Here is an 11,467-nt window from a genome sequence, read left to right on the forward strand (position 1 = left end):
CGAAACGCTCCTGTTCGTCTTGTGTGGCGGGTTCAGCGGATGGCCGCCCTGGCGGGCATTTCCATCTCGGCCAGATGGCGGTCGACTTCGAGGATGTCGCCCGGCCGGAGCCGGTCATGCTCGCCGACGGCAATCTGCGTCGTGCCGGAGCTGGTGCTGCGCACGACGGCATAGGTGGCATCCGGAATTTGCCGCAGGCTTCCTGTCTCCAGATCGTCACTGGCCGCTTCCATGCTGGCGGCAAGCGATGCAATCCGCTGCTCCGTGCGCGTGATCGCCAGTTCGACGGCCCGCAGCGCCGCCGCATTCTCCGCCGCCCTGGCCTCGAGAAACGCCGCCGCGCGCTGGTCTACATCCAGACGGTTCTGGCGCGCCCGGGCGAGGAAACCGATAACCTCGAGCCGGTCGCGCTTCAGGGCCGATTGCTGGCGCTGGTTGTCGCGCAGCCGCGAATGGGCCGTCAGTCCCTGATCGGCCAGCTGCTGGGTAGCGCTGACATCCTGCTCGATCAGCACGAGGTCGCGGTCGTGCAGACGCAGGCTTTCCTGAAGCGCTTCGATCTCCTGGTCCAGCGTGCGGCGCTGCGCATCCGCCGCCTCGGCCTGCGCCGCCAGCGCATCTGTCCGGACCTTGAACAGCGCGGTCTCCGCCGCGACCATGTCGGTTGGCGCGCCGCCGGCCAGCAGGTCCTTGCCGTCAAACACTCCACCCGCAACCTCGGCTTCCAGCCGGGCGCGCTCGATGCGCTGCGACCAGCGGATCAGCTTCTGGTCGGCATAGTCCTGGCGGAGCGTCAGAAGCTGGAGGGCGGCGCCCGTCACCGGAGAGGCTGGCCGCCGCAATCCGCCACCGAGCGCGACCAGTTCCAGCACGATCATTCCTGGCCGATATTCATAGCGTCCCGGCGTCTGCACATCGCCGGTGACGAAGACCGGCGCGTGGCTGAGCACGTCGATGGTCACGGTGTGGTCGGCGGGAATGCGCCCAGCCAGGCCCTCGGCGATGCGCTGCGAAGCTTCCTCCGGCATCAGACCCAGCATCATGACCCGGCCCAGCCGCGGATAGCGGATGGCGCCGTCCGAGCCGATCGCGAAACGGCCGCTCAGGTCCGGCTGGCCGAAAACCGAGACCTGCAGCACGTCGCCGACACCAAAGCGGTAGGCTTCCTGGGCGAGGGCAACGCCGCTGAGAGCGCAAAGCAGGACGACCGCCAGGAGGAATCGGCTGACGCCACGACACAGCTTCTGACATGCGAGGCGCATTTACCGCTCCCCTCTCTGGGCGAGCGAAGGCTCCGCCGCCTCATCGAACCGGGCGATGGTGGATCGCGCCACGGCGAGATGGCGTATTGTCCGGGGGCCTTCGTAGCTCTGATGCGCCCGCCGCTCGACGCGGTTCAGCACCAACACCGGCGCAGCCAGCCCGCAAAGCGCCAGCTTCTGCAGCGCCGAAAGAACCGCCTCATGCGTGGCGTAGCCCCAGCGCGTGACAAACAGGATGGAGTCGACATGGCTGGCGATCTGGGCCGCATCCGATGTCGTGAGGACGGGCGGCGCGTCGAGGATCACGACGTCGAAACGCTCGCGCAATCCGTCCATCAGCAGCTTCATCCGCGCACTGCCGAGCCGTTCCTGGGCGTCGTCGCCCGGCTCGGGGGAAGCGATGATCCGCAGTGGCGAAGCCGAATCCGGAGACAGGATGTCGTCGAGGGTTGCTGCGCCGCTCAGGAACGCGCCCAGCCCGGGCCGCGGCGGATCTTCCATTTGTCCCGATCGGGCCATCCGCCCCAGGCTCTGGCGATGCAGATCGGCGTCGACCAGCACCACGGATCGCCCGGCCATCGCCATCGACCGCGCCAGCGCGAGCGCGACGGTGGTCTTGCCTTCCCTGGGCAGGGCGGAGGTTACCAGGAAGCTGGCGGCCGGCCGTGTCGCGGGCGACAGGCGCAGCATCCATTGCAGGCTCGCCAGTGCTTCGGCGAAAGGCGCACCCGCGGCCCGCCCCTTCTCCCAGCCCGGCCGGCGGCGGCGCCACGGCACATTGGGGATCGTCGCCAGGACCGGCAGTCCGGTGGCGGCCTCGATGGCGCGGCGCGAGCGCACGCGATCGTCCAGGCGCTCGAGGATCAGGACGAGCCCGAGGCCCGTAAGGCCACCGGCGATCAGGCCCATCAGCAAGGCGGGCAGAAGGCGCAGGCCGAAACGATGGCTTGGCGCTGTCGCCTCCGAGATCAGGCGAATGCCCGGATCCACCAGCCCGTTCTGATCGACGATCTGCTTCGAGCGCGCCAAAAGGCTCTCATAGACCGCGCGGTCGGCATTGGCCTCGCGAATCAGGGCATCGAGCTTCACCCGCGCCATGTCCGACGCGCCATAATTGGCCTGCGCCGCGTGCAGTTCCTCTTCCAGCGAGGTGACGCGTCGGGCCGCGGAGTCGATCTCGTTGCGCAGGCTGACGAGGATATGCCCGACCTCTTGGGTAATCTGCTGGCGGACGGCGTCGAGCTCCGACGTCAGCGACGGAATTTCGGCACTCTGGGCCGCGCCGGTATCCTTGAGAACGCGCAGCCTTCGTTCCATCTGCGCCTGGCTGGCGCGCAATTGCTGGATGATCGGCGAGCCCAGCACCTCGGTGAAGCTGTCGAGGCCGTCCTGGTCGGCGGCAAGCCGGGCGGCGGTCTTCTCCCGCGCCTCGGCGGTTGCATGGGCGGCCCGGGCCGCCATCAGTTCGGTGTTGAGCGCGGCGAGGCGTTGGGCCGCCAGCGTGACGCCGGCGATCTCCAACAGCCCGGACGAGGCCCGGAAGCGTTCGGCCTCCTGCTCCGCCTGCTCCAGCCGGGCCGCCATGACCTTGAGGCGGTTGGACAGCCAGTCGCTGACCCGGCGGGTGGCGTCGATCTGCACATCGTCCTGATAGGCGAGATAGGCCCGCGCATAGGCATTGGCGACCCGCGCGGCGATGTCGGGATCTCCGGCGGTATAGGCGATGTAGATCGTATAGGAGCGGCCGTCATTCACGACCTTCAGCCCTGCGCGCAAACGATCCTCACGAAGGGCGGCCGCATCCTCCGCCCGAACCTGAGGTGCCGGAGTGGCCCCGGAGTGGGTCACGTCCGGATTGCCGGCGGCTTCGCCGGGCGTCGGTAAAGGTGAATCCACCCGGCGAACCTCGCCTGGAACGGCGTCCCCGCCGAACGGATCGATGCCCTCGGCCGCCAGCTTGGCGAGAACGCGCTGCGCCATCACGCGCGATCCGATCCGGTCGAGTTCGGTGCGGAGAACCGGGTTTTCCTGCGGCAGCGGCGTCACAACCTGATCGATCGGCATGCCCTGGATCCGGCGGACGTCCAGCGCCATCACCGCCTCGGCGCGATAGAGACGCGGCTGGTGGGCGTGGTAGGCAGCGCCCGCGCCAAGCCCGGCGACCGCGAACAGCGCCAGCAGGCCGGATCGCCGACGCAGGATGGCAACGACGTCGCGCAGCACGACGGGCTCGCGCGCCGAAGGCGAGGATTGGATGACCATGAGGCCCTCAGGACCGATTTGAGATTAGCGGTAGGCCGCCGATTGCGGCTGCGGCGGTTGCGCCGGCGCGAGGCGAACGCCGGGCGGCCGTTCACGATAGGCCGGCAGGCTGAGCAGGCGTGCCGTGGTCCGTCGCGCCGGCACCAAGGCGCTGAGCTTGAAGGCGACCTCAGTGCGGTTATGCGCGTGCAGCTTGCGCATGATGGCGCGGATATGAACCTTGACCGTGCTTTCGCTCAGGTCGAGCTCATAGGCGATGATCTTGTTCGCCTTGCCCTGGCGAAGTGCTTCAGCCACGGCGGCTTGGCGCGGCGTCAGCAGCGCGTCGAGAGGATCGACTTCCTCCTCGATCCCAGGCGCCAGGATTTCATTGCGGCAGGCGGTCAGGCTGCTGGCCGGAACATAGGTGCCCCCCGCCCGGACCAGATTGACGACCTCGACGACGACGCGCAGGCCGCTGCTCGATGCGATGTATCCCCGGGCGCCGCGATCCAGCGCCATCAGGACATCGCTTGCCGCCTCGCTATCGGCGAGGACGATGGTCGGGATTCCGGGAAATCCGCGCTCCAGATTGCTCAGCGCCGCGGCCACCACGGCATCGCCGGGGTTCTGCCCACCGATGCTCAGAAGGACGGCGCAGGCGTCATGAAGCATCGCACCGGCTGCCTCCCACTCCTCGACGGAGCCAAACGCGCGGATTTCCAGATTGGGCTGGCTGGCGAGCAAGGCCTGCGCCAGACACTCCCGGTCTAGGGCGCGGCGATCGATGAGCGCGATCTTGACCCTCGAGCTCTGCGCCACCGCGCCTGGGGAGTCGTTCCCTGCCACCTGTACGGATTCGCAATTCCACATGCCCGGCTCCATTCGGATTACCAGAGGAAAGGTTTGCTTTCGGCACTACGGTATGGAGGGAGATATACAACCAGATACACGCAATTGCAACCTGTGGTCAGGAACAAATCGTGATTATCCTGAAGGCCAGGTTGTAAGATACGCCGTCTAAGTTCTTTCGCGTACCCAGGCGTCATTCGCCCCTTGGGTGATCCCTGCGCCAGTCGGCCGGCGGGGTGAAGCGCCCCTGCCAGATTCCGCGCCTGTCGCGGCGGGCAGCGCTTTCCACCGCAGCGTAATTGGCCCCTCCCCGGTCTACGAAATCGATCGCCAGGCCCTGCCGAACCAACGCCTCGCCGACATCCCGGTCGCCCTTGACCCGGCAGGTCGCGACCGTGCGGCCGAAGCGGTCGCGCGCCTGCGGCAGACACCGCAGGTCTCCCTCGGCGACCAGGTTTCGCAGAGCGGATTTGGCCGCTTCGCCGCAATGCCAGGACTTGCCCTGCGCGTCCGCGCAGGTCTGGCGAAGCTCGGGCGCGTCGATGCCGAAAATCCGGAATTCGGTCTCGTCGATCGCGAGCGAATCGCCATCGCGGACGGTCACGATCGCGCCGTCGGCCGCCCGGATTTCCCGGCGCTGCTGATCGACATAGCCGATGAGCAGCAGGCCGAGGACGAGCAGGACCAGAAAGATCAGGGGCGGCGACTTGCGGCGGCGTCTCGGGGCACGAATCATGGCAGGCAGCCGGATGGTCTTCCAACCATGACGGTCGTGTCGGGGAGCGGAAGCGTCGGCAGGCCGACGCTTAGGCGCGGGGCTTCGGCTTGGCCGCGGCCTTCTTCTTGACCACGGGCGCCTTGGGCTCGGCGTCTTCCGCGGCTTCCTTGGCGAGGCGCAGCTGGCGCAACTTGGCCGTCTTCGCGCCCTGGGCGGCGACGCGGTCGCGCTCGCCGGCCATCACGGCGGCTTCGCCGCTACGCAGTCTCTCGGCCTTCTTGAAGCGCTCTTCGGCGCGCGCCTTCGCGGCATCCTTCGTATCGCTTGGAGACATTGCCATCCTTTCCTGCCGCAGGGCGGCTCTCGACAACTGGATCGTCAATCCGGGAACGAGACGAACAGGCTGACCGGCGACATCGACGGATTCGTCGGGCACGCCACTCTATCAGCTTTGGTCGGATGGTGTGCCTTACGCAGCGAAAAGGTTACTTCTTCGAGCGGCGGAGCGAGTCGATCGCGGGCGCCGGGATGCCGGACTTCTCGGCGATCAGGCGGTCCTGTGCCTCGATCTCGGTCCGCGCGGGCTCGTCGCCATCGAGTCCGCCGAGGATTTCGCCCGGAACGCGGCGATTGGAGCGCTGGGTGCCGTCTTCATAGAACACGTCGAACAGGACAACCTCGCTGCGGGCGGCTGGTTTCTTGGCCATGGGACAACTCCATACAAGCGTGGCCGGCTTCAGGGACCGCAATCCCCGGGACCGGCTTGAAAACAAAAAGGGTCCGGCGTCGAAACGCCGGACCCCGTAACGCGAACTGATGAGTTCAAGCGTTCTGAAGGTTCGCTGCAGCCGACTTGCCGCTGCGACGGTCGGCTTCGATGTCGAAGCTCAGCTTCTGGCCTTCGACCAGGCCGCGCATGCCAGCACGCTCAACAGCGCTGATGTGAACAAACACGTCCGGTCCGCCGCCGTCCTGCTGAATGAAACCGAAGCCCTTTTGGCCATTGAAAAACTTAACGGTGCCGGTAGCCATGTCTCGTGTCCTTTGTGCATTGCTTGGCTATGGCCGCGCGACTCCCGCGTCGGCCAATCCGAGTTCCAGCGATGTCTTGGGACGCGCCGCGCGGGCATATATCAAGGCAGAGCTAAATATCGAATTCAGTCTATATAAGTCCAAAAGGCCAAAACAACAAACCTATGATTTGATCGCCCGCCAAAACGTCGTGGACCAGCGGATCCGGCGTTCTGGCGGTCCCCTTCTCTGCCGGCAGAAGCGCGGTGGTTCCGCTCGCCGCCGGCGGTATTTCTGACCCATACAAGGATCATCCCATGCAGCCGTCCCGAAATATTGAGCGCCTGATCGAGATCATGGTCGCGCTGCGCGATCCGGTGACCGGCTGTTCATGGGACAAGGTTCAGGACTTCAACTCGATCGCGCCCTACACGATCGAGGAAGCCTATGAGGTGGCCGACGCCATAGAGCGCGGCGACCTCGTCGACCTCGAGGAAGAGCTGGGCGACCTGCTGCTGCAGGTGGTCTACCACGCCCGCATGGCCGAGGAGATCGGCGCCTTCGCCTTCGGCGACGTCGTGATGGCGATCTCGTCGAAAATGATCCGACGTCATCCCCATGTCTTCGGCAGCGAGGAGGCGCGCAGCGCCGGGGCGGCCAAGGGCTTCTGGGAGGCGGTGAAGGCGGAGGAAAAGCGCATCCGCGCCGAGAAGCGCCTCCAGGCGGGACAATCCGATCCCGAGGCCAAAAGCCTTCTCGACGATGTTCCGGCCGGCATGACGACGCTCGCCCGCGCGGTCAAGCTGCAGCAGAAGGCCGGCACGGTCGGCTTCGACTGGAACGATCCGCGCGCCGTGCTCGCCAAGCTCAAGGAAGAGATCGCCGAGATCGAACACGAACTCGACCAGCCGGCGATTTCGAAAGAGCGGGTGCAAGATGAGATCGGCGACCTGCTGTTTGCAGTCGCGAACCTGGCGCGCCATGTCGAGATAGACCCGGATGCCGCCTTGCGCGGCACCAGCGAGAAGTTCCGGAACCGCTTCCGCCACATCGAAACCAGCCTGGCGGCGAAGGGCCGAAGCCCTGCCGAGGCCAGCCTCGACGAAATGGAAGAACTCTGGGTCGAGGCGAAGTCCCGTCTCTAAAGCGGACGGATGGATGTTTCGCGCCCGTCCAGGCGCGAAACATCAAGCCTTCTTGATGGGATCCCAGGGCTGGGCGTCGGTCTCCGGCTTGGCCTTTTCGGTCGCGACCAGCAGGCGCGCGCCGGGAAACTCCCGGTGGAAGATCGGCTCGTTCTTCTCGGGCACACGGATCCGCGCGACCGTGGTGCCGTCCTCCTGATCCTCCCGCGAAAGCACTTCGCCGAGATCATACAGCCGGTGCAGCTTGGCCAGCGCGTCGCCATGCAGCGACAGTGTGAAGACCGGCCGGTCCTCGTTCAACCGCTGTTCGACGAGATCGAGCAGCGTGTCGACGCCCTCCCCGGTCAAGGCCGAGATCGGTACGATCGCCGGCTTGCCCTTTTCGCTGTGAATACGGCCCGCCGGACGCGCGTCAGCCGGCATCAAGTCGATCTTGTTCCAAACCTCGATCAGGCGATCCGTCTTGCCAACCTCGACGCCCAATTGCTCCAGCACGGTCATGACGTCATGCGCCTGCGCCTCGCTGTCCTCATGCGCGATGTCGCGTACATGCAGGATGAGCGTCGCCTCGATCACCTCTTCCAGCGTCGCCCGGAAAGCGGCGACCAGATGGGTCGGCAGGTCGGAGATGAAGCCGACCGTATCCGACAGGATCGCCTCGGTGCCGTGCGGCAGCTTGAGCCGGCGCAAGGTCGGATCGAGCGTCGCGAACAACAGGTCCTTGGCGAAGATGTCGGACTGGGTCAGCGTATTGAACAGCGTCGATTTGCCGGCATTGGTGTAGCCGACGAGTGCCACGATCGGATGCGGGATCTTGCGGCGGTTCTCCCGCTGCAGGCGCCGCGTCCGCACGACGGTTTCCAGCTCGTGCTCGATGCGCGAGATGCGCTCCTGCAGCGCGCGCTTGTCCGCCTCGATCTGGGTTTCGCCGGGGCCGCCGAGGAAGCCGAAGCCGCCGCGCTGGCGTTCAAGGTGGGTCCAGCTGCGGACCAGCCGGCTCTTCTGATAATTCAGATGCGCCAGTTCGACCTGCAGCGTGCCTTCCTTGGTCTGCGCCCGCTCGCCGAAGATCTCGAGGATCAAGCCGGTGCGGTCGATGACCTTGGTGCCCCAGGCCTCCTCGAGATTCTGCTGCTGCACGGGGGTCAGCGCGTGATCGACGATGACGAGGCCGACATGATCGGCCTTCACGCGCTCCGCGATCTCCAGGACTTTGCCGGAGCCGAACAACGTCGCCGGCTTGAACATCGGCAAAGGCACGGGAATACCTTCGACCACATCGAGGTCGATGGCGCGCGCCAGGCCGATGGCCTCCTCGACGCGGGCTGCCGTGCTGCGGACTGCGCCGCGAGGGTCGCCTTCGACGCGCCGCCGTGTCCGCGCCGGACGAACCGGCACGAGCACGAGGGCGCGTTCCGGCACGCGCTTTGTTTCGATGTGAGAATCGGTTGCCTCGGGCCCTTCGGCGCCTTCCGGCAGATCAGAATTTTCGGTCAATCAGGCTCCCGGCCGTTCGCCCTCTTCGCCCGGCTCGAAGAGCTGGACGGGTGCGCCCGGCATGATGGTGGAGATGGCATGCTTGTAGACGAGCTGGGAATGGCCATCCCGGCGCAACAGCACGCAGAAATTATCAAACCAGGTGACGATGCCCTGCAACTTGACGCCATTCACCAGAAAAATCGTAAGGGGGATCTTGCTCTTCCGGACATGGTTGAGAAACGTGTCCTGAAGATTTTGTGCGCGTTCTGCCATTCTTATCTCTCACGCTTGACCTTGTTGGGGACCGTGGTCCCGATGGCCGGATGTCCTCCCAGCCTTGCCGTCACTTTGCCCGGATAATCGCTTCGCGTCACCCAAGAAATTCCGTCCCTCTTCAAACCTGTGCGGATCGCCAGTCCGCTATCCACCGCGCGAACGCGCGGGCGCCTCGGCCGCGAACTCGTGGAAACGACGGCGCAATTCCGTCGCCACCGTGCCCGGCGCGCCGTTGCCGACCGGGTGGCCGTCGATCTCAACGACCGGCGTGACGATGGCCGTCGCGGCGCTGATGAAGGCCTCGCGCGCCGCCTTCGCCTCGTCGAGGCTGAAGGCGCGCTCCTCGATCCGCAGGCCCGCCGCCTTGGCGACCTCGAACAGCACCGTCCGCGTGATTCCGCGCAGGATGCCGCTTTCGGCCGGTCGGGTGACGATCCCACCATCCATCGTCACGATCCAGGCATTGGTCGAGGATCCTTCGGTCACCTTGCCGTCGCCATCCACAAACCAGGCCTCGTAGGCACCGGCTTCCTTTGCCGCCTGCTTGGCCAGCACATTGGGCAACAGCGAGGTCGTCTTGATGTCGACCCGGTCCCAGCGGTTCTCCGGCACGGTAATGACGCTGACGCCCTTTTCCGCACGGAGGTCGCCGGCGCTGCGCGGGCTCGACTTCGCCGTAACAACGATCGAAGGCGGCGTCCCCTCAGCGGGGAAAGCGTGGTTGCGCGGCGCGACGCCACGCGTGATCTGCAGATAGACGAGCCCGTCGTGCACGCGGTTGCGCCGCACGACCTCGCGCAGCACGACGCCGAGCGCGCCCAGGCTCATCGGCTGCGCGATGCGCAGCTCCTTCAGCGAGCGTTCGAGGCGCGCCATATGAAGGGCTTCGTCGATCAGCCGCCCGCCGCGGATCTCGCAGACCTCATAGACGCCATCGGCAAACTGATAGCCGCGATCCTCGACGTGAACGACCGCCTCCGGATGGCGGAGATAGAGACCGTTCACATAGGCGAAGCGCGACATGGCATTCCTGCAAGGCTTTAGAATCAGACGTCGGTCAGGGGCTGGAAAGACGCCGCATGGGACAATGCGACGCCCGCAGCGTCAACCGACGCCGAGCGATTTCAACTTCCGATGCAGCGCCGACCGCTCCATGCCGACGAACTCGGCGGTGCGGGAGATGTTGCCGCCGAAGCGATTGACCTGCGCCGTCAGATATTCGCGCTCGAAGATCTCGCGCGCGTCGCGCAGCGGCAGCGACATAAGATGCTCGCCGCCGCGATTGGGCGTCGTCGGCAACATCTCGCCGATCTCCGGCGGCAGCATGTCGGCCGAAATCGCCTGGCTCTCGTCGCCACGCGCCAGGATCAGCAGACGCTCGACGTTGTTGCGCAGCTGGCGGATGTTTCCGGGCCAATCATGCGCCTGAAGCACGGCCAGCGCGTCGGAGCCAACGGTACGGACCGGGAGACCCGTCGAACGCGAAATCTGATCGATGAAGTGATTGACTAATTCCGGCACGTCGTCGCGGCGCTCCGCCAAAGCCGGCACGCGCAGCGGCACCACCGAAAGACGGTGGAACAGATCCTCGCGAAAGCTCCCCTCCGCAATCTCATGCTCGAGATCGCGCGCGGTCGACGAGATGATGCGCACGTCGACATTGACCTTGGTCGTCCCATTTACTCGCTGGAAGCTCTGGTCGATCAGCACGCGCAGGATCTTGCCCTGGGTTTCGCGCGGCATGTCGGCGATCTCGTCGAGATAGAGCGTGCCGCCATGCGCCTCTTCCAGCGCGCCGACATTGCGCGCCGAGCCGGTGCCGTTCTCCGTGCCGAACAGCTCGTGCTCCATGCGGTCGGGCGTGATCGCGGCGGCATTGAGGACGACGAAGGGGCCGTCCATCCGCAGCGATGATTCATGGATCGCGCGGGCGACCAGTTCCTTGCCCGAGCCGGACGGGCCCGAGATCATGATCCGGCTGTTGGTCGGCGCGACGCGCTCGATCGTCTGCTTGAGATGGCTCATGGCGATCGAGGAGCCGACGAGACGGCCGGTGTCGCCTGCCCGCTCGCGCAGATCGCGCACTTCGCGGCGAAGCTTGGAAGCCTCCAGCGCGCGCTCGGCGATCATCAGCAGGCGATCGGCCTTGAACGGCTTCTCGATATAGTCGTAGGCGCCGCGGCGGATGGCGGACACGGCAGTTTCGATATTGCCATGGCCGGAGATCATCACCACCGGCAGGTCGGGATGCTGCCCCTTGATGATGTCGAGCAGCGTCAGGCCGTCGATCCGGCTGCCGGTCAGCCAGATGTCGAGGAAGATCAGCGTTGGACGCCGCTTCTCGATCTCGGCCAGGGCGGTGTCGGTATCGCCTGCGGTACGGGTGCCATGGCCCTCGTCTTCGAGGATTCCGGCAACGAGCCCGCGGATGTCAGCTTCATCATCGATGATCAGAATATCGGACGGCATGATCTCTATCTTCG

General features: G+C 65.9%; 12 protein-coding genes. 1 reads left to right on the forward strand and 11 read right to left on the reverse strand.

Features of this window, described 5'->3' with window-relative positions:
* Nucleotides 1-32: 32 nt before the first annotated feature.
* The 7 genes from ACHMWQ_RS15570 to ACHMWQ_RS15600 all read right to left on the reverse strand — a co-directional run bounded on the left by ACHMWQ_RS15570 (nucleotide 33) and on the right by ACHMWQ_RS15600 (nucleotide 6,105).
* Nucleotides 33-1,262: a polysaccharide biosynthesis/export family protein gene (locus ACHMWQ_RS15570; protein WP_396308166.1), complete on the reverse strand. Its 1,230-nt coding sequence runs from the start codon at nucleotides 1,260-1,262 to the stop codon at nucleotides 33-35.
* Nucleotides 1,263-3,524: a GumC family protein gene (locus tag ACHMWQ_RS15575; RefSeq protein ID WP_396308167.1), complete on the reverse strand. Its 2,262-nt coding sequence runs from the start codon at nucleotides 3,522-3,524 to the stop codon at nucleotides 1,263-1,265.
* Between the two features lie 24 nt (nucleotides 3,525-3,548).
* On the reverse strand, nucleotides 3,549-4,376 hold the full coding sequence (locus ACHMWQ_RS15580; RefSeq protein ID WP_396308168.1) for a response regulator transcription factor: 828 nt from the start codon (nucleotides 4,374-4,376) through the stop codon (nucleotides 3,549-3,551).
* 172 nt (nucleotides 4,377-4,548) lie between these two features.
* The gene (locus tag ACHMWQ_RS15585) at nucleotides 4,549-5,091 is read right to left on the reverse strand and encodes a thermonuclease family protein (protein WP_396308169.1); all 543 of its coding nucleotides are present in this window, start codon (nucleotides 5,089-5,091) and stop codon (nucleotides 4,549-4,551) included.
* Nucleotides 5,092-5,161: 70 nt separating this feature from the next.
* Entirely contained in the window at nucleotides 5,162-5,407 is a 246-nt protein-coding gene (locus ACHMWQ_RS15590) for a hypothetical protein (protein ID WP_354549265.1), read from the reverse strand.
* A 151-nt stretch (nucleotides 5,408-5,558) separates the two neighbouring features.
* Entirely contained in the window at nucleotides 5,559-5,780 is a 222-nt protein-coding gene (locus ACHMWQ_RS15595) for a hypothetical protein (protein ID WP_354549267.1), read from the reverse strand.
* Nucleotides 5,781-5,895: 115 nt separating this feature from the next.
* The gene (locus ACHMWQ_RS15600; protein ID WP_018181610.1) at nucleotides 5,896-6,105 is read right to left on the reverse strand and encodes a cold-shock protein; all 210 of its coding nucleotides are present in this window, start codon (nucleotides 6,103-6,105) and stop codon (nucleotides 5,896-5,898) included.
* A gap of 296 nt (nucleotides 6,106-6,401) precedes the next feature.
* On the opposite strand from ACHMWQ_RS15600, the gene mazG reads away from it, so the two are divergent.
* Nucleotides 6,402-7,229 (forward strand): nucleoside triphosphate pyrophosphohydrolase, encoded by an 828-nt coding sequence (gene mazG, locus ACHMWQ_RS15605; RefSeq protein ID WP_396308170.1) that lies wholly within the window; start codon nucleotides 6,402-6,404, stop codon nucleotides 7,227-7,229.
* Nucleotides 7,230-7,271: 42 nt separating this feature from the next.
* Here the strand turns inward: mazG and hflX are convergent, their stop codons facing one another.
* From hflX to ACHMWQ_RS15625, 4 genes are all read right to left on the reverse strand, one after another.
* The gene (hflX, locus tag ACHMWQ_RS15610; RefSeq protein ID WP_396308171.1) at nucleotides 7,272-8,726 is read right to left on the reverse strand and encodes a GTPase HflX; all 1,455 of its coding nucleotides are present in this window, start codon (nucleotides 8,724-8,726) and stop codon (nucleotides 7,272-7,274) included.
* Nucleotides 8,727-8,981: an RNA chaperone Hfq gene (hfq, locus tag ACHMWQ_RS15615; RefSeq protein ID WP_018181607.1), complete on the reverse strand. Its 255-nt coding sequence runs from the start codon at nucleotides 8,979-8,981 to the stop codon at nucleotides 8,727-8,729.
* A gap of 147 nt (nucleotides 8,982-9,128) precedes the next feature.
* Nucleotides 9,129-10,007: a D-amino-acid transaminase gene (locus ACHMWQ_RS15620; protein ID WP_396308172.1), complete on the reverse strand. Its 879-nt coding sequence runs from the start codon at nucleotides 10,005-10,007 to the stop codon at nucleotides 9,129-9,131.
* 81 nt (nucleotides 10,008-10,088) lie between these two features.
* Nucleotides 10,089-11,453 (reverse strand): sigma-54 dependent transcriptional regulator, encoded by a 1,365-nt coding sequence (locus ACHMWQ_RS15625; RefSeq protein ID WP_354549273.1) that lies wholly within the window; start codon nucleotides 11,451-11,453, stop codon nucleotides 10,089-10,091.
* Nucleotides 11,454-11,467 lie beyond the last annotated feature (14 nt).

This window comes from Kaistia sp. UC242_56, assembly GCF_044452255.1.
Classification (GTDB): Bacteria; Pseudomonadota; Alphaproteobacteria; order Rhizobiales; family Kaistiaceae; genus Kaistia; species Kaistia defluvii_A.